The 17,215-nt window shown below is 61.0% G+C and carries 14 protein-coding genes; 10 read left to right on the top strand and 4 right to left on the bottom strand.

Annotated features, from left to right (window positions below):
- Positions 1–51: 51 nt before the first annotated feature.
- The 4 genes from MHM84_RS09890 (at position 52) to MHM84_RS09875 (ending at position 4,170) form a co-directional block, all read left to right on the top strand.
- Positions 52–1,086, top strand: a complete 1,035-nt coding sequence (locus MHM84_RS09890) for an SDR family oxidoreductase (protein ID WP_275445736.1) — start codon at positions 52–54, stop codon at positions 1,084–1,086.
- Positions 1,087–1,151: 65 nt separating this feature from the next.
- Positions 1,152–2,216 (top strand): aldo/keto reductase, encoded by a 1,065-nt coding sequence (locus MHM84_RS09885; RefSeq protein ID WP_239265533.1) that lies wholly within the window; start codon positions 1,152–1,154, stop codon positions 2,214–2,216.
- A gap of 26 nt (positions 2,217–2,242) precedes the next feature.
- Entirely contained in the window at positions 2,243–3,001 is a 759-nt protein-coding gene (locus tag MHM84_RS09880; RefSeq protein ID WP_239265531.1) for an SRPBCC family protein, read from the top strand.
- A complete protein-coding gene (locus MHM84_RS09875; RefSeq protein WP_239265529.1) occupies positions 3,001–4,170 on the top strand; it encodes a zinc-dependent alcohol dehydrogenase in 1,170 nt (389 codons plus the stop codon). The genes MHM84_RS09880 and MHM84_RS09875 overlap by 1 nt, the downstream gene beginning before the upstream one ends.
- Positions 4,171–4,235: 65 nt before the next feature.
- Here the strand turns inward: MHM84_RS09875 and MHM84_RS09870 are convergent, their stop codons facing one another.
- Complete coding sequence (locus MHM84_RS09870) at positions 4,236–5,090, bottom strand: ABC transporter substrate-binding protein (protein WP_239265527.1); 855 nt, start codon at positions 5,088–5,090, stop codon at positions 4,236–4,238.
- Positions 5,091–5,375: 285 nt separating this feature from the next.
- Between MHM84_RS09870 and MHM84_RS09865 the strand changes: the two genes are divergently transcribed.
- Entirely contained in the window at positions 5,376–6,365 is a 990-nt protein-coding gene (locus MHM84_RS09865; RefSeq protein WP_239265525.1) for a zinc-dependent alcohol dehydrogenase family protein, read from the top strand.
- A 60-nt stretch (positions 6,366–6,425) separates the two neighbouring features.
- Here MHM84_RS09865 and MHM84_RS09860 read toward each other — a convergent pair whose 3' ends face one another.
- Together MHM84_RS09860 and MHM84_RS09855 are read right to left on the bottom strand one after the other, a co-directional pair.
- Entirely contained in the window at positions 6,426–8,321 is a 1,896-nt protein-coding gene (locus MHM84_RS09860) for an ABC transporter ATP-binding protein (RefSeq protein ID WP_239265523.1), read from the bottom strand.
- A gap of 67 nt (positions 8,322–8,388) precedes the next feature.
- Positions 8,389–9,741 (bottom strand): NarK family nitrate/nitrite MFS transporter, encoded by a 1,353-nt coding sequence (locus MHM84_RS09855; RefSeq protein ID WP_239265521.1) that lies wholly within the window; start codon positions 9,739–9,741, stop codon positions 8,389–8,391.
- 548 nt (positions 9,742–10,289) lie between these two features.
- On the opposite strand from MHM84_RS09855, the gene MHM84_RS09850 reads away from it, so the two are divergent.
- From MHM84_RS09850 to MHM84_RS09840, 3 genes are all read left to right on the top strand, one after another.
- Complete coding sequence (locus MHM84_RS09850; protein ID WP_239265519.1) at positions 10,290–10,871, top strand: ANTAR domain-containing protein; 582 nt, start codon at positions 10,290–10,292, stop codon at positions 10,869–10,871.
- A gap of 9 nt (positions 10,872–10,880) precedes the next feature.
- The gene (locus MHM84_RS09845; RefSeq protein WP_239265517.1) at positions 10,881–12,104 is read left to right on the top strand and encodes a CmpA/NrtA family ABC transporter substrate-binding protein; all 1,224 of its coding nucleotides are present in this window, start codon (positions 10,881–10,883) and stop codon (positions 12,102–12,104) included.
- 131 nt (positions 12,105–12,235) lie between these two features.
- Entirely contained in the window at positions 12,236–12,778 is a 543-nt protein-coding gene (locus MHM84_RS09840; protein ID WP_239265515.1) for a hypothetical protein, read from the top strand.
- 281 nt (positions 12,779–13,059) lie between these two features.
- On the opposite strand, the gene MHM84_RS09835 is transcribed toward MHM84_RS09840, so the two are convergent.
- Positions 13,060–14,799: a peptidoglycan DD-metalloendopeptidase family protein gene (locus MHM84_RS09835; RefSeq protein ID WP_239265513.1), complete on the bottom strand. Its 1,740-nt coding sequence runs from the start codon at positions 14,797–14,799 to the stop codon at positions 13,060–13,062.
- Between the two features lie 339 nt (positions 14,800–15,138).
- Here MHM84_RS09835 and MHM84_RS09830 point away from each other — a divergent pair, with 339 nt between their 5' ends.
- Positions 15,139–16,056 carry a LysR family transcriptional regulator gene (locus tag MHM84_RS09830; protein ID WP_239265511.1) on the top strand — a complete coding sequence of 306 codons (918 nt, stop codon included), beginning with the start codon at positions 15,139–15,141 and terminating at the stop codon, positions 16,054–16,056.
- Positions 16,057–16,147: 91 nt separating this feature from the next.
- On the top strand, positions 16,148–17,152 hold the full coding sequence (locus tag MHM84_RS09825) for a glutathione S-transferase family protein (RefSeq protein WP_239265509.1): 1,005 nt from the start codon (positions 16,148–16,150) through the stop codon (positions 17,150–17,152).
- The last annotated feature ends 63 nt before the right edge of the window (positions 17,153–17,215 follow it).

Here is a 17,215-nt window from a genome sequence, read left to right as displayed (position 1 = left end):
ATGGACTGCTCGCCTTTAACCTGCCCCCCTACAAAATCGGAGGTGAAGTGAATGGAATCTGAATCTGACACAAAGTTCGACCCTGTTCGTCGGCGGGTAGTCGGCGGGCTGGCTTCGGGATTTGCAGCAGCGGCTGCTGCACCGGCATTCGCTCAGCAATCGTCAGCGCAGGGTGGTGCCGGACAAGAGCGCGCGGGTATCGTGGCGGCGATGCAAGACCCCACCAATCAGTACCCCCAGCCGCCGTTTCCGCGCCAACCCCAGGAGTGGCCGGGGCTAGCCAGCGAGATGACGCCACGCCCGGATCATGGCGAAACCAGCTATGAAGGCGCGGGCAGACTGACCGGTCGCAAGGCGTTGATTACCGGCGGCGACTCTGGCATCGGTCGTGCCGCGGCGATTGCCTATGCACGCGAAGGGGCGGATGTGGCAATCAACTATCTGGATGTGGAGGAACCGGACGCGCAGGAAGTGATCGAGCTGATCCGGAATGCCGGTCGCAAGGCCGTGGCCATCCCCGGCGACATCCGCGACGAGGCTTTCTGTCAGCAACTCGTCGACACGGCACGACAAGAACTCGGTGGACTCGACATTCTCGTCAACAACGCGGCCAGACAGCAGGCACAGCCATCGATTCTCGACATTACCACCGAGCAGTTCGATGCAACGCTGAAAACCAATCTCTACGCCATGTTCTGGATCACCAAGGCCGCTATACCGCACATGCCGGAGGGGGCTTCGATCGTCAACACCACGTCCGTCGTCGCCTACGATCCGGCTGCCAACCTCCTGGACTATTCGCAAACCAAGGCTGCCATCGTTGCCTTCACCAAATCACTGGCCCAGCAGGTCATAAAACAGGGCATTCGAGTCAATGCCGTCGCTCCGGGGCCGTTCTGGACCCCGTTGCAGGTCAGCGGAGGCCAGCCGCAGAGCGTGGTCGAACACTTCGGGAGTTCCACGCCGATGGGCCGTCCGGGGCAGCCGGTGGAACTCGCACCCATTTATGTCCTGCTCGCTTCACAGGATTCCAGTTACGCGACCGGCCAAGTCTATAGCGCCACAGGCGGCAGCGGGGGGCCCTGAGCCATACCTAGCCGCCTTTGGGCTTTTCACCGAGCCACTCGTTCATCTACGGACAGGTTTACGACATGGAATATCGTCAACTGGGCCACTCGGGCCTGAAAGTGTCTCAACTGATGTTGGGTACGATCACCTTCGGCGGTGAGGCCGGCTTCGAGAAGGTCGGCAATATCGATGCCGAGCAGGCACGACGCATGATCGACATCGCTTGCGATGCCGGGATCAACACCTTCGATACGGCCAACATGTATTCGATGGGATTGTCCGAGGAAGTTCTCGGCAAGGCGTTGCAGAAAAAGCGCGACGATGTATTGATCACGTCGAAAGTGCGCACGCCGATGGGGGAGGGACCGAACGACGGCGGTGCTTCGCGTTATCACATCATTCGCCAGTGCGAAAAGAGCCTGCGCCGGTTGGGTACTGACCATATCGATCTCTACCAGCTCCATCAGTGGGACGGCGTGACTCCCATCGAGGAAAGCCTGGCAGCACTCGACCATCTGGTGCAGTCTGGCAAGGTGCGTTATGTCGGCACTTCGAACTACAACGGCTGGCAGATGATGAAGACCATGGCCGCCGCGCGGGAGCATGGCCTGATCCGCCCGGTCAGCCAACAGATCTACTATACGCCGGAGGCTCGCGAGGCCGAGTATGAGATTCTGCCGGTGGGACGCGATCAAGGGCTTGGCACGCTGATCTGGAGCCCGCTGGGTGAAGGGCTGCTTACCGGCCAGCTACGCCGCGATAAAGCATTGTCGTCGGATCATCGTCAGGGGACCGACTGGCCCGAGCCTTACATCCATGACCGCGAGCGTCTTTTCGACATCATCGACTTGCTGGTCGAGATCGGCGACGGTCATGGAGTTTCCGCCGCACGCGTGGCGCTGGCCTGGTTGAAGGATCGCCCCGGCGTAACCTCGCTGATTCTGGGGGCACGCAACGAAGAGCAGTTGAAGGACAACCTGGCCTGTCTGGAACTCGAGCTCAGCGAGGAAGAGTTCGCTCGCATCGAAGAAGCGACTCGTCCGGTACCGATCTACCCTTACTGGCATCGTGCCATGAACGGGACCGATCGTCCCGAGCCGGCTGACGAGCCGTTCATGGCGGAATTCCGTAAGACCATGGGTATGTAAGGTTGTAAGTCTCAAGGAGGTAGAGCATGAACGATACCTGGCAGGATGATTCTCTCGTCGCCATGCGCAGCAAGTCGGAGGAAGCCGGTCAGCTCACCAGCACGGAGCGGACCGTTTCCATCCTGGGCGGTGGCTTGAGTGTCGGACTCGGGCTACGTCGGCAGGGGATTGGCCGGCTGGCGTATCTCGCCCTTGGCAGCATGCTGATTTCACGTGGTGCGATGGGCTATTGCGGTCTCAAGAAGGCCTTGGCGCCGGATTCCTATGAGCAGGACATGGCAGCGGCACACCAATGGAAACGTGCCAAGGTCACCTCGCGCAGCGTGACCATCAACAAGCCGCGTGAGGAAGTCTTTCGTTTCTGGAAGGACTTCAGCAACCTTGCCCGTTTCATGAAACACATCGAGCGGATCGATGTCATCGATGCCCGTCGTTCCCACTGGGTGGCCAGCCCTGCATCGGGGCAACACCTCGAATGGAATGCCGAAATCACCGATGAAATAGAGAATGAGTACATCGCCTGGCAGGCCGAAGAGAACGCCGATATTCATCAGGCTGGCTGGGTCAGTTTCCATGATGCCCCGCAGGGTCGGGGTACCGTGGTCCAGGCTGTATTCACCTATGAGCCCCCGGCAGGCCGTGTTGGGCACACCGTGGCCAGGCTATTGGGCAAGGATCCAAGCAGCCTGGCCGGCGATGATCTGCGTCGCCTGAAGCAATTGCTGGAAATCGGAGAGATCACCACCAATGCTGCCCGCCCCGGGGCAGAAAGAGGAGGTCGCTGATGCGTGCCCTGACATGGCAAGGTACCGACAAGCTGAGCGTCGAGACGATTCCCGACCCGGAAATCGTCAACGCCCGCGATGTCATCGTTCGCGTCACGATGTCATCGGTGTGTGGCTCGGATCTGCACCTCCTGAATGGCTATGTGCCGACCATGAAACCGGGAGATGTGCTGGGTCACGAGTTTCTCGGCGAGATCGTCGACGTGGGGAGTGGCGTGACCGGACTCTCGAAGGGCGACCGGGTGATCACCGTGTCGATCATCGGCTGCGGCCACTGTGAGCCCTGTCGACGTCAGGAGTTCTCCTGCTGCGACAATTCCAACCCCAACCCGGCGACGACGGAAACGCTCTACGGCTATGCCTGTGGAGGCATCTTCGGCTATAGCCATGCCTTCGGCGGCTATGCCGGCAGCCATGCCACCTATGTGCGGGTGCCGTTCGCCGATGTCAATGTCTTCAAGGTGCCCGAGGGGATCAGCGACGAACAGGCCTTGTTCGTTTCCGATGCCGTGCCGACCGGCTACTTCGGCGCTGACATCGCCGATATCGAGCCCGGCGACACCGTCGCCGTGTGGGGTTGTGGGGGTGTCGGGCAGATGGCGATGCGCAGCGCTTACCTGATGGGCGCCGAACGTGTGATCGGCATCGATCGCTTCCCCGATCGCTTGGCGCTGGCGAAGGAGAAGGCCGGGGCCGAAGTGCTGGACTACACGCGGGTCAACGTACACGAGGCGCTCGTCGAACTCACCGGTGGGCGCGGACCGGACCGCTGTATCGATTGTGTGGGGCTCGAGGCGCATACCACCGGTGTGGAACAGCTCTATGACACCACCAAGCAGACACTGCGCCTGCATACCGAGCGGGGTGCTGCGCTACGCCAGGCGATTCGGGCCTGTCGCAAGGGCGGCACGGTATCGGTGCTGGGCGTCTATGCGGGTGTGATGGACAAGTTTCCCATGGGGGCGATCGTCAACAAGGCGCTCAGCGTACGTTCCGGACAGCAGCCTGGTCAGCGTTACATCGAATGTATCTTCGAGCATATCCAGAAAGGAGAACTCGATCCTGCGTACTTGCTTACGCATCCCATGAGCCTGGAGGATTCGCCCGAAGGGTATGCCATGTTCCGGGACAAGGATCGGGAATGCCTGCGAGCGGTCTTCATGCCATGACGACATGGTGAAAGGTAGGGCTCAGTATTCGGCCTGTCATTGGGACAGGCCGAAACGGTCCCGGACTAAAGGGCGCTGACCACGTCATCGATCTGCAGACTCAGGCTCTGCAACCCGCCGCCTGACAGGTACCACAGCTTGGGCGTCAACACTTCGACGTCAGCGTCGGCGGCCGCGCCATCTGACAGGGCCTGCTGCAACGCCTCGACGTCGACAGCCTCACTGCCGATGGCCGCGCTACGGTCGACGATCAGAATGACGTCGGGATCGATTTCGCCGATTGCCTCGGCCGTCAGGGGAGTGAATGTACGGCTGCCACGCGTTTCGCTGGTCACGTTTTCAGGGATCTGCGGCTCGTTCAGCCCCAGCACGCCATAGACGATGGGGTGCCTGTTGAGCATGTAGTGGCCGTCGTTGTGGGTGACGGTAAGGACGTTCTTGGATGCGTCGATGGTCTGGCGTGCGTCATCGATCTTCCGGTGCAATGAATCCAGGGCCGATGCCGCTTGTGAGGCAGCGCCAAAGCGCTCGGCCAGCGTCGTGACATTGGCGTCGAAGGCCTGTAGGTAATCCTCGCCCGATACGCCCATCTCCATGACCGGAGCAATCGCTTCCAGCGCTTCACGCTGCTCCCCCTGGCGGCCGGTGATCACGATCAGTGAAGGGGAGGCCTGGCGGATGGCATCCAGGTCGGGAGACTTGAGTCCGCCGACATCGGCATAGTCATCGCCAGCATAGTCGGACAGATAGTCCGGCAGCCCTTGCTTGGGAACGCCGACGACCTGATTGCCGAGATTCAGCGCATCGAGCGTATCCAGACTGCCATAATCGAAGGAAATGACACGCTCGGCGGAGGTTGCTGCCATGCTCGTACCGCTCAATGACAGCAGGGTGGCGGCAAGGAGTGCGAAGGGTCTCATGAGATGTATCCTGGGCATGTGAGAAGGTTTTTTAAATAAAAGGCCTTCTCATCTTAAGGCAAGGGGCGGGTCGCTAACGAGTTCGGAATGAGCAACGGCGTGTTGCACGTTAGACGCCGACCATTAGCCTGCTATGCTGTCCGTTCATTGCATGGCGCTTCCGTCGGCACAATGAATCAGTGGCTTTGCACCACCAAGCGCTGCGTACTTGGCGTCGATTCTTTAACGTCGGATGGGCAAGCGCAGACATTTTCAGACAGAGCGTAACGTCAAAAGGAGAATGACATGCCTCGCATCGTACGGATTCATGACTATGGCGGTCCCGAGGTGCTGCGCCTCGAAGAACTCGAGGTGTCCGAGCCCGCTGCCGACGAGGTGCAGATCGCGGTCAAGGCGATCGGTATCAATCGCGCCGAGGTGATGTTCCGCAACCATGCCTATCTGCAGGAGGCGACATTTCCCAGCCGGCTGGGTTACGAGGCCGCCGGCGTCGTGCAAAGGGTGGGCGCCGACGTCGAAGGGTTCAGTCAGGGCGATGCCGTCAGCCTCGTGCCACCACTCGATATCGCCAAGTGGGGCACTTACGGTGAGGTGGCCAACGTCCCGGCACGGCTGCTGGTCAAGCATCCCGACACGCTGTCCTTCGAGCAGGCTGCCGCAGTATGGATGCCGTATGTGACCGCTTACGGCGCCCTGATCGACCAGGCCGGATTGACCCGCGACGACTTCGTGATCGTCACCGCCGCCTCGAGCAGTGTCGGCATCGCTGCCTTCCAGGTGGCCAAGCAGGTGGGGGCCAGCGTCATCGCTACGACACGTACCTCCGCCAAGCGCGATGCCTTGCGGGCGGCCGGGGCGGACCACGTGATTGCCACCGAGGAGGAGGATCTGCCTGAACGCGTCATGGAGATCACTCAGGGGCAGGGTGCCCGTGTGGTCTTCGACCCGGTGGGCGGGCCGGCGCTGGAGCCGCTGACCGCTGCCATGGCGACCGGTGGCATCCTGCTGGTGTATGGCGCTCTGAGTCCGGAAGCGAGTCCGTTCCCGCTGTTCACGGTGCTGGGCAAGACGCTGACACTCAAGGGCTATCTCTACAGCGAGATCGTTTCCGACGACGCACGCCTCGACGGCGCCAAGCGCTTCATCCTGGAGGGGCTGGAAGCCGGCGTGCTCAAGCCGACCATTACCCGGACCTTTCCGCTGGAGCAGATCCAGGAAGCGCATCGTTTCCTCGAGTCCAACCAGCAGGTAGGCAAGGTGGTGGTAACCGTTTGATTCTCGTTCCGACAGTCGTCTGACCCTGTCGGTACCGAGGCCGGCCGCGATGTCGTCGCGCTAACGATACCCTGCCGCCTGCAGCCGGAACAGCTGGGCGTAACGCCCGTTGCGGGCCAGCAGGCTGGCATGGTTGCCACGCTCGATGATACGGCCCTCGTCGATGACGACGATCTGATCGGCGGCACGCACGGTGGAGAAACGGTGCGAGATCAGCAGGGTCATGCGGCCCCGGGCATGACGACGAAACTGCTCGAAGACCTGGGCTTCGGCGGCGGCGTCCATGGCGGCGGTGGGCTCGTCGAGCACGAGAATGTCCGCGTCCTCGCGCATGTAGGCCCGCGACAGGGCGATTTTCTGCCATTGCCCGCCGGAAAGCTCCTGGCCGCGCTGGAACCAACGGCCGAGCTGGGTGAGGTAGCCGTTCTCCAGACGTGCGATGAAATCGTCGGCCATGCCTTGTCTTGCCGCACGTTCCCAACGTGCCGTGTCGGTAAACGCCTCGACATCGCCGACGCCCAGGTTCTCGCCCACCGGTAACTGGTAACGCACGAAGTCCTGAAAGATCACGCCGATACGCCGGCGTAGCACGCCGAGGTCCCAGTCGCGCAGATCGCTGCCGTCGAGCAGGATGCGTCCGGAGGTGGGTTCGTAGAGCCGGGTCAGCAGCTTGATCAGTGTGGTCTTGCCGGAGCCGTTCTCGCCGACCAGTGCCAGGCTCTCGCCGGGATACAGGTGCAGGTCGATGTTCTGCAGCACCGGGCGCTCGCCGCCGGGATAGATGAAACTCACGCCCTCGAAGCGGATGCCGTCGCCGGGCCGGACACCTGCGGTCAGGTGGCCGCTATCGCTGGCGACCGGATGTTCCAGGTACTCGTAGAGGTTCGACAGGTAGAGGTTGTCCTCGTACATGCCGCTGATCGCGGTCAAGCTGGCCGACAGGGCGGACTGGCCCTGCTTGAACACGCTCAGGTACATGGTCATCTGGCCCAGCGTCAGGCGACCGAGGATGGTCTCCACGACCACCCAGGCATAGGCGGCGTAGAACGACAGGGTGCCCAGCAGGCCGAGCAGAAAACCCCAGACATCGCGGCGGATCGTCAGGCGGCGATCCTCGGCGTACAGCGTGCGGAAGATGTCGCGATAACGCCCGAGGAACAGCGATTCGAGGCCGAACAGCTTGACCTCCTTGATGCTGTCCTCACGGGCCAATACGGTTTCCAGGTAGGTTTGCATGCGCGTCTGCGGGGATCGCCAGCGGAACAGGCGGAAAGCATCGCCCGAGAACTTGGCTTCGGCAACGAACACCGGTAGCGCGCCGATGACCAGGATCAGCAGGGCCCAGGGCGAGAATTGCCACAGCAGGACCGCGAAGCTGCCCAGCGAGATGGCGTTCTGAATCAGGCTGAAGGTCTTGTTGACCAGTGCCAACGGCCGCGACGAGGCTTCGCGACGGGCGCGGGTCAGCTTGTCGTAGAGTTCGGAATCCTCGAACTGCGACAGCGACAGTGCACCGGCCTTTTCGAGAATCATCACATTGACGCGCTGGCCGAGCAGTGCGCGCAATAGCGATTGCTGTACCGACAGGCCGCGCTGGGCCAGGGCGATCAGCGCGATGATCCCCAACTCCATCAGCACGTAGCGCAAGGGCGGCCAGAGCAGGACCTGCCAGTCGAGCCCGGGTTGCTGGGCATGACGCTCCATGGCTGCCACCACGGCATCGACGATCAACTGGCCGAGGTAGGCCGCCACGGCCGGTAGAATTCCCGCAACCAACGTGCACACGGCCAGGCCGACGGTCAGCCCGCGCGACGTGCTCCAGACCAGCGCCAGTGCACGACGGCTATAGCGAAAGACACTGATGAATCCGGGAAGCAAGTGTTGGGGGTGTTCTGGGGGCTGTGAAAGACGCGGCACACGACCATCCGATTCGGTGACAACACCATAGCCTAGCATGACCCCGCAAACGAAAACCGCCGCCCCGAAGGGCGGCAGCGGGCGGCGGGGCGACGCTGGGGCAATCTCAGCGCAGCGACAGTTCGGCCGGGGCGGCATTGCTGCCGGCCGCTTCGCGGTAGGCGGCGTCTTCCTCGGCCAGTACCTGGGGTGAGAAACGCACCAGCATGGTGGCGAAGGCGGCAATCGATACGGCAACGCCGAGGTAGAACAGGCCCTGCTGGTAAGTCAGCGATTCGGAGCGGAACAGGAAGCCGGCAGCCACGGCACCGGCATTGCCGCCTGCGCCGACGATGCCGGCCACGGCGCCAAGCGCCTTGCGGTTGACGAAGGGCACCACACCGAAGGTGGCGCCTTCGGCCATCTGGGTGAACAGACTGAACACCAGCATGATGCCGATGGCCAGCGTCAGTACGTGCATCTGCGAGAAGAATATCAGCGCCGCGCCTTCGCACAGCATGGCGATGAACAGCCAGCGTACGCGGCCCTTGAGCCCCCCCGTCTTGGCGAACAGGTCGGAGAATACGCCGCCCAGGGTGCGGGCGAACAGGTTCATCAGGCCGAACAGGCCGGCGATCATCCCGGCGGTGGCCAGGTCGAGGTCGAAGGTGTCGAAGAAGTAGATGGCGGCGATGTTGTTGATGGTCAGTTCGACGCCGAAGCAGGCGGCGTAGACCACGAACAGCGCCCACACGCGAATGTCCTTGGCGGCGGCGCCGAAGGTGCTGGCCATGCTGTACTCTTTTTCCGCCCTGGGCAGCTCGCCGCGCTCGCGCAGCTCGTCGAAGTTGCCGTTGGGCGCGTCCTGGGTAAAGAAGTAATAGGCGAGACCGGTCAGGAACAGCACGATGCCGGGCACCACCATGGCCAGACGCCAGCCGAGGGTTTCCTCGACACCCAGCATCAGAATGCCGGCGAAGATCAGCGGCATGAGGATCTGTGTCGTACCGCCACCGAGATTGCCCCAGCCGGCGGTGGTGGCGTTGGCAGTGCCCACCACGTTGGGGCCGAACATCACCGAGGTGTGATATTGCGTAATGACGAAGGAGGCGCCGATCGCGCCGATGGCCAGGCGCGCCAGGAAGAAGCTCTCGAAGCTGTCGGCGAAGCCGATCATCATTACCGGCAGGGAGCCCAGGCACAGCAGCCAGGTATAGGCCTTGCGCGGCCCGATCTTGTCGCACAGCACGCCGATGGCCAGACGCACGATGACAGTGATCGCCACCGAGGCAATGATGGTGTTGCCGATCTGGGTCTTGGTCAGGCCAAGGTCGTCACGCACCACCGCCATCAGCGGCGCGATGCCGAACCAGCCGAAGAAGCAGATATGGAAGGCGAACCAGGAGAAGTGAAAGGCCCGCATCTGGGGCATGCTGAAGTTGAACAGTCGAATTCTGTTGGCTTTGTTGCGAATGTCCATGGGACGTTCCTCGTCGAGTCGCTATCGAACACGGATATAAGGGCCTTCATCATTGAAGGTCCGGGTTCGACGCACTCGTACTTGCTCGCGCAAGCCTGGTCCACGTCCTGTACTTTGCATTCAGCAACTCGCGTGCCAACTATTCGGAAAGCATGTTTTACAATGACTTGATTGCCAGTCAGCGCCAAAGCGTGCCCTGAGGCTCAGGGAATATGGCTCAGCTTTGGCGCATGAATTCCTCGGTTTGCACAATGCCAATGCATTCTCATGGGTTGCAGGCATACGCCGACGAAAATTAGTTTGTCCGCTTGGTCATAAACAAACGCGCATCCTTTTGGTGCGCGCTGATGAGATTGCGCTTGCCGCTGGTGCATGTCCTGCGCAGTTGGGCCGTACTGGCCAGCCAGGGGCAGGCCTTTGTCATGGCATGGAAACTGCTAGGAAAGGAATAGAACAAGACCTGTTCACGTAGACGTGCCGCGAATCGGCAGGGCGCGATTCGTGATGGAGCAGGCCAAACAAAGCATCCATCAGCATGAGGAGTTCGGATGGCTATCAGGGTGCTGATCGTGGACACCAAGGACGAGCGCTCCCAGGCACTTGAGCGGGCACTCGCCGAAGCCGGTTTCGAGGTCGTGTCGACCGTCGATGAGCAGGACGACCTCTATAGCACTATGGAGGCGTTACAGCCGGACGCCGTAATCGTCGACGCGGCGCTGCCCAGTCGCGACACACTGGAGCATCTGGGCCAGCTGGGTCGGCGCTATCCCAAGCCGATGATCATGCTGGCCGAGGAAGAGACGCCCGATCTGACCCAGCAGGCTACCCGGGCCGGGGTCAGCGCCTATGTGATCGACAGCATCAGTCCGGCGCTGGTGCGATCGATGCTCAACGTGTCAATTTCCAGTTTCGAGTCCTTCCGGGCACTCAAGGGGGAATTGAGTCGCACGCAGGAGACCCTCGCGCAACGCCGGGCGATCGATCGCGCCAAGGCCATGATCATGGAGCTGCGAGGCCTCGGCGAAGATGCGGCCTATCAGTATATGCGCAAGACGGCAATGAACCGGCGCATGACGATCCATGAACTGGCTCAGGAACTGCTGTCCGCCACGGGCAATAAAGGAAAGTAGGAGGAGTGCATGAACTCGACCCTGGCCAACGGGAACGCTCCCGCGCCGGAACTGCGTCGCCTGACGTTGGGGATGCTGCCCCTCAACGATGCTGCGCCGCTCGTGGTTGCCCTGGAAAAAGGTTACTTCGGCAGTGAAGGCCTGGACGTTTCGTTAAGCGTCGAAACGTCGTGGGCCGGCTTGCGTGACGGTATGCAGCTTGGGCTGCTCGATGGGGCACAGATGCTGGCGTTGATGCCCCTGGCATCGACGCTGGGCCTGGATGGGCGCGCCACACCGATGCTTTCGGCAATGACGCTGAACCTGGGTGGCAATGCCATCACAGTTTCGCAAGCGTTGTATGAGCGCATGCTGGCGCAGGATCCCGGTGCGATGCAGGCGCCAGCGACCCAGGCCAGTGCACTGGCGCGGGTGATCGACGCGCGGCGGCAAGCCGGCGAACCGAAACTGCGCTTCGCCAATGTGTATCCCTTCTCTTCGCATCGTTATCTGTTGCGCTATTGGCTGGCAGCGGGCGGCATCGATCCTGAAAACGACCTGGAGTTGCGGGTCGTGCCGCCACCGCTAATGGCTTCGCAGCTGGAGTCGGGTAGGCTCGACGGATACTGTGTAGGAGAACCCTGGAATCGACTGGCAGCCAGCCGAGGCCAAGGGCATATGCTGTGCGGCAGCTTCGATATCTGGGGAGGTGGCCAGGAAAAGGTGTTTGGCGTGTGCGAAGCTTGGGCCCTGCAGTACCCCAATACCCATCGTGCCGTATTGCGAGCGTTATTGCGGGCCTGTGTCTGGCTCGATGAACCCGGCAATCGTGAGCAGGCCGCCAGGCTGCTTTGCCTGGGCGGCTACCTGGACGTGTCGCCCGCGGTCGTCGAAGCGGGGTTGTGCAATCCGCAGCAAGTGGCTGGCGATCGGCAAACGGGCAGATTGGCGGGTGCAACCTTGTTTCATCGGCATGCGGCGAACTTTCCGTGGCGCTCGCAGACGCTGTGGTATGCCCGACAGATGCAGCGCTGGGGGCATCTGGCCGAAGAGGTCGACCTGAAGGTCGCCATCGAACGCTGTGTTCGCCCCGACCTGTATCGTCAGGCAGCTGCCGATCTGGGAATTTCGGCGCCTCTTGTTGATAGCAAGGTCGAGGGAGCGCATGAGGAGGCCTGGCTATTGGAAGGGGATCGTGGCGATATACCGATGAGGCCGGATCGCTTCCTGGATGGAAGTCGCTTCGCGCCTTGAAGAAGCGGAAAGATAAAAGCGCGACCTGGGTCAAGTCTCTGCGCCTTGGCAATTGACAAGACCGGCCGGCTGGCCTGTGATTCGTCATGGTGGCAGCGCCATCCCGGCCTGCCGGAGTGAGAGGGTTCACCATGCAAGACATCAACTCGCCTCCTGCCAAGACGTCTTCCCCGCTTTCCGACACCATGTACACCCTGGGCAAGCTGACCCGCTGCGTCTATCCCAATGGCGCGGATCCCAGTGTGACCGAATTGGTGATAGCCCAGCCGGCAACCGGCTTGGCATGGCTGAAAGAGGCTTCCGAAGCGCGTCAGGTCTGCGACGATATCGAGTACCTCGTATTGCGCATTCCACCCGACCTGACGGATCCCTTGGAGGGAGTCTCGGCCAGCGACCAGGGGATGTTCTGGCTTGGCTATTACCAGTGGTCCGCCGAAATGCAGAAGGCCCAGTGGTTATGGCCTGCCGATCTGGTGGATGCCAGCCTGTGCCTGTTCGGCAATGGCTGGGAAACACAACTCAGCGCCGCTCTTGGCCTGAAGGACCCGCAGCAAGTGCGGCAATGGTTGAGTGGCGCACGTGCCATTCCGGTCGGTGTCTGGGAAGACGTGGCAGGCCTGTTGCAGCGGCAGCGTCCGGATTATCCGCGACTGGACAGCATGCCTACCGCTTGAGCCCTATCCGCGTATATGCCTCAGGAGCAGGGAAGCTCCTGTCTACTTATCGTTGCTGTCCTCGCTGTTTGTCGCTGCTTATGGCTGCTCTTTGCCACGAACACCCGCTACCCGGTGTCCGCGACGTCCATCGCGGGCTGCATCGCAGGTCGCGGTCGCTCACTCGTGCTGTGACTACACTTCTGTAGCGAGTCCTTCTGCCGCCCGTCGATCACTCGGTCCAAAAGCACACTGCCCACCATGATGGTGGGCAGTGGAGCGACAATCGAAGCGAAACCGCATCAGCTTCCGTCGGGCCGACTCGATGATGCCGAGCGACTGGCGACGACGGTGCCGTCGTTGTCGTTTTCCAGTTTGGCGAGAAGCTTCTGGGATTCTTTCTTGAACACAGCCAGGCCTTGTCCGGTCAGGCTCTTGCTTTCGGGCAGCTTGACGCGCATCGGGTCGACCTGACTGTTGTTGACCATCACTTCATAGTGCAGGTGAGGCCCGGTGCTGCGGCCGGTGTTGCCGGATAGGGCAATCTTCTCGCCCATGCTGACCCGGTCGCCTTCGGAGACCAGGCGCTTCGACAGATGCATATAGCGTGTCTTGTAACCATTATCGTGACGGATCACGAGATAATTACCGGCACCGTTGGCTTGGAAGGCAGCCTTGACGACGCGGCCATCGGCGGGAGACGTCACTGGCGTACCGGAACGCATGGCAAAATCGGTGCCGCGGTGTGGGCTGATGCGACCGGTGATCGGATGTTTGCGACGCAGGTTGAAGGAGGAGCTGATCCGGTAGCTGCCACTGAATGGATGGCGGTCGAAAGCCGGGTCGAGACTATGACCATCCGGTGTGTAAAAACGATCGTCTGCAGAGTTGCGAACGACCGTCAGGTCCATCTTGGCACCTTCGTAGCGAGCGGCGAGGATGCGCGAGTCGGTTGCCTTGCCCTCGATCATGTCGGTTTCGACCAACACCTCGAACTTGTCACCGCGACGCGTGTCGCGGCGGAAGTTGAGTTTCTTGGAAAGCAGGGAAGAAAGCTCGGCAACTTCTGCATAGGAAAGGCCGGTGGCACTGGCGGACTGGGCGAAGCTACCATTGACGGTGCCGGCAAACAGACGCTCGGTGGCTTGGGCGGCTTTCTCGAAGCTGGTGACCTCAAAGCTCTTCTCTTCGATGTTGCGCTCGATCAGATAGCCGGTACGAGCGTTTTTCATGACACGCAGAGCCAACAGGTCGCCAGTTTCGTTGAGCTTGAAATCGAAGGTGTCGCCGACACGCCAGCGGGTGAGCGCCTTCTTTTCCGGTATTTCGCCAAGCAGTTTCATGACTTCGCTGTACCCTAGCCCCAGGGTCCGCTCGGCCATCACTGCAAAGGTATCTCCTGGCTGGATGGTGTAGGTTTCCCAGCTAGGGACGAAGACTTCTTTGGCGGCGAGCTCTTCCTCGAGATCGATGTCGCCATCGCTGAGAATCAGCGGATCGGCGGAAAGGTCCTCGTACGACGTGCCGCCGATATCCTCGTAGTCTTCGACGTCCGGGGCATTCCAGGGCAACTGCATGGCGAGATGCAGGGCCTGGGTATCGAGTTTGGCGGCTTCCTTGACGGTAGGCGCTGCGGTATCGGTGGCGATCGAGGCCGCCTTGAGCGGTGTCCCGACGTGGCCACCGTTGTCATCGTGCTTGGCCAGGAAACTGACGTCCACGACTTCATGTGGCGTAAGGCTGGCCAGAGGTACGGCATGTTGCGTGGCATCGTCGCTCGCTATCGGCGATGCTTCGACCGGCCCATGCGCGTCGCCGGCAAGGGGCGGCGTCGCTACCTGCGGCGACGTGCTGGCATGCGCCTGAACGTCCTCGGGCAGGAGATTGCTGGGTAGGTTGACCGCGACGGCGGTCGGGGCACTTTCGCCAAGAGTATCGAAAGCCGAAATGATCTTATGCGTACCCAGCACCGTAACCATGGTGGCTACAGGTAAAATAAGCAACTTGTGCGTGCGGGGCAGCGAATGGAGGATTCGCAACATGATGGCCTGGTAACGTGTCAAGTGAATAGAAATAGGCAAAGGAACCTTAACCTATCAAGACACGCCATGCCTAGCTGTACATAGCTACAGCTATTAAACTCATAGCCAACGGCTACAAGACGTTACGTGATGCACACCATTTTTACATGTTTGGCTTCGGTAAACCAAACCAACAATAAATAGACTATCGAGCGGGGACTATCCGGTCAACGAGCCACGGATAATCGCTGACTATGTACTCAGGTTCGCTCCAGGGAGGCCTGGTGCGAGCCAGACATGCAAATTCACTCTTTGCGAAGAGTAAACGCACAATCAGCATAGAAATTCGGAGAAGACGAATTGTCACGAGTCACTCTGGCGCAATGGCAGATGCTAGCCGCCGTCGTCGATCATGGCGGCTTCGCTCGAGCGTCCGAGGCCATCCACAAGAGTGCCTCCACACTCAACCATGCGGTCCACAAGCTGGAATCCCAGCTTGGCGTTCAACTGCTCGAGCCGGTGGGGCGTCAGGTGCGCCTGACCGAAGCCGGTGAGATGCTACTGCGGCGCGCACGACAACTGATCGAGAATGCCTCGGCGCTGGAGGAGGTTGCTGCTAGCCTGGCCGAGGGGCTCGAAACCGAGGTTGTGTTGGCCGTCGACCAGCTATTTCCCGCCGATGCCTTGGCCCATGCCCTGGCAACCTTCTCCCGAGACTATCCCCATGTACGCATCCAGCTCCACGAGACGGTGCTCAATGGCGGCATCGAAATGCTCTATGACAGGCGGGCGGATCTCGTGGTGTCGGGCCTGGCGGCGCAAGGCTTCCTAGGCGAGCCATTGGCCATGCTGCGTTTCATCGCTGTGGCGCATCCCGACCACCCCCTGCATCGGCTGGGACGTACGCTCGATCTGCGCGACCTGATCCAGCATCGCCAACTGGTGGTACGCGACTCGGCGCTGCGTCAGGCCATGGATGCCGGATGGCTCAAGGCCGAGCAGCGCTGGACGGTGAGTCACTTGGCCACTTCAAAGGATATGTTGATGCGGGGCCTGGGTTTTGCCTGGTTTCCCGAGACACGCATTCGCGAGGAGCTCGATAGCGGGCAGCTTGCAGCGCTGCCGTTGAGTGCCGGTGGCATCCGCGAAGTGCAGATGCACTTGATCTTCAGTGACCGGGATCGGGCCGGGCCCGCCACGCATGCCATGGCCCGGGCGCTGGTCGAGGCAGTCGGCGCCTGCTGTCCGGTGCACGAACGTTTCGATCGGATCGAATGAAATCCCGAAAAAGTTGCACTCAAGTCCAGCGCGCTACGGTTTACTCTGTCTACAGTGACGATGATCGGTAACAGCAAAACCGGGAGCGAGCATGGGTTTATTGATCGACGGCAAGTGGCATGACCAGTGGTACGACACCAAGAAGCATGGGGGCGAATTCGTACGCGAGTCGGCCAAGCTACGCAAGTGGGTGACCGCCAATGGCGAGCCGGGACCGCAAGGGCAGGACGCACTGCCGGCCGAGGCGGATCGTTACCATCTGTATGTCTCGCTGGCTTGCCCGTGGGCGCATCGTACCCTGGTCATGCGCAAGCTGAAGGGACTGGAGCGCTTGATCGGTGTATCGCACACCAGCCCGCTGATGCTCGACCAGGGCTGGAGCTACCATGTCAGCGAAGGCTCAAGTGGCGACCCGCTCAATGGCGTGGACTATCACCATCAGCTCTACACCATGACGCAGCATGACTATACCGGTCGAGTTACCGTGCCGGCGCTATGGGACAAGCTCGGCAAGCGTATCGTCAACAATGAGTCCGCCGAGCTTGTGCGTATCTTCAACGATGCCTTCGACGACATCACCGGCAATCGTCTGGACTTCTATCCGGCGGATCTGCGCGACACCATCGATGCGGTCAATGAGGATGTCTACGATCACATCAACAACGGCGTCTACAAGTCGGGGTTTGCCACCGAGCAGGCTGTCTACGAGAAGCATGTCACGGCGTTGTTCGAGGCGCTGGACCGTGTGGAGGCGCGCCTGGAAGAAACGCGTTATCTGGCTGGCGAGTGGCTGACCGAGGCGGATATCCGGCTGTTCACCACTCTGGTGCGCTTCGATGCCGTCTATCATGGGCACTTCAAGTGCAACCTGCGGCGTATCGAGGACTATCCCAACCTCTCGAACTACCTGCGTGAGCTGTATCAATGGCCGGGTATCAAGGAGACGGTCGATTTCGAGCATATCAAGCGCCACTACTATTACAGTCACGACACCATCAATCCGACGCGTATCGTGCCGAAGGGACCGGTACTGCAACTGGAGCGGTCGCACGATCGCGAACGGTTGCCGGGGCGGGGGATTCGCGAGAAAGGCTGAATGGATGCGCCGGGTAGCGTAAGGCAATGCGACAGCATGCAACGCAAGGACGTTCATCTGCCA

It is taken from the genome of Halomonas sp. McH1-25, from assembly GCF_022348165.1.
Taxonomy (GTDB): Bacteria; Pseudomonadota; Gammaproteobacteria; order Pseudomonadales; family Halomonadaceae; genus Modicisalibacter.
This window is presented reverse-complemented; position numbering and strand designations above follow the sequence as displayed.

Coding starts and splice junctions, on each gene's coding strand:
- MHM84_RS09890 (WP_275445736.1), top strand. CDS start 52: ATGGAATCTGAATCTGACACAAAGTTCGACCCTGTTCGTCGGCGGGTA.
- MHM84_RS09875 (WP_239265529.1), top strand. CDS start 3,001: ATGCGTGCCCTGACATGGCAAGGTACCGACAAGCTGAGCGTCGAGACG.
- MHM84_RS09825 (WP_239265509.1), top strand. CDS start 16,148: ATGGGTTTATTGATCGACGGCAAGTGGCATGACCAGTGGTACGACACC.
- MHM84_RS09885 (WP_239265533.1), top strand. CDS start 1,152: ATGGAATATCGTCAACTGGGCCACTCGGGCCTGAAAGTGTCTCAACTG.
- MHM84_RS09850 (WP_239265519.1), top strand. CDS start 10,290: ATGGCTATCAGGGTGCTGATCGTGGACACCAAGGACGAGCGCTCCCAG.
- MHM84_RS09855 (WP_239265521.1), bottom strand. CDS start 9,741: ATGGACATTCGCAACAAAGCCAACAGAATTCGACTGTTCAACTTCAGC.
- MHM84_RS09840 (WP_239265515.1), top strand. CDS start 12,236: ATGCAAGACATCAACTCGCCTCCTGCCAAGACGTCTTCCCCGCTTTCC.
- MHM84_RS09865 (WP_239265525.1), top strand. CDS start 5,376: ATGCCTCGCATCGTACGGATTCATGACTATGGCGGTCCCGAGGTGCTG.
- MHM84_RS09870 (WP_239265527.1), bottom strand. CDS start 5,090: ATGAGACCCTTCGCACTCCTTGCCGCCACCCTGCTGTCATTGAGCGGT.
- MHM84_RS09845 (WP_239265517.1), top strand. CDS start 10,881: ATGAACTCGACCCTGGCCAACGGGAACGCTCCCGCGCCGGAACTGCGT.
- MHM84_RS09880 (WP_239265531.1), top strand. CDS start 2,243: ATGAACGATACCTGGCAGGATGATTCTCTCGTCGCCATGCGCAGCAAG.
- MHM84_RS09860 (WP_239265523.1), bottom strand. CDS start 8,321: ATGCTAGGCTATGGTGTTGTCACCGAATCGGATGGTCGTGTGCCGCGT.
- MHM84_RS09835 (WP_239265513.1), bottom strand. CDS start 14,799: ATGTTGCGAATCCTCCATTCGCTGCCCCGCACGCACAAGTTGCTTATT.